Origin of the sequence: Pseudomonas sp. HY13-MNA-CIBAN-0226 (assembly GCF_040310305.1) — a bacterium.
GTDB lineage: Bacteria > Pseudomonadota > Gammaproteobacteria > Pseudomonadales > Pseudomonadaceae > Aquipseudomonas > Aquipseudomonas gregormendelii.
In genome coordinates this window covers 1-237 of the sequence record NZ_JBEOPS010000620.1, presented here as the reverse complement: position 1 = coordinate 237, position 237 = coordinate 1, and the positions used below count along the sequence as shown (strand labels likewise).

Genomic DNA, 237 nt, shown 5'->3' with positions numbered 1-237 from the left:
CTCTTATCGTATTGAGCTTGCAGGTGCTGAGATGCAGGCCACTTTATCTTCGATATATGTCGCAGGTTATCGTATAGGGATGATTGTTGCTGGCGCAGGCGCTCTTTATCTAGCGACTTATTTTGGCTCGTCTGAAACGTCGTATAGCTATGAAGCGTGGCGTAATACGTATTATACGATGATGGCGGTTATGTCGGTCGGATTGCTGACGACGTTCGCCATCTATGAGCCTACAGC

1 pseudogene is annotated in these 237 nt (G+C 47.7%); it reads left to right on the top strand.

Annotated features, from left to right (window positions below):
• Positions 1–237: pseudogene (locus tag AAEZ05_RS30150) on the top strand (AmpG family muropeptide MFS transporter); the annotation flags it as partial.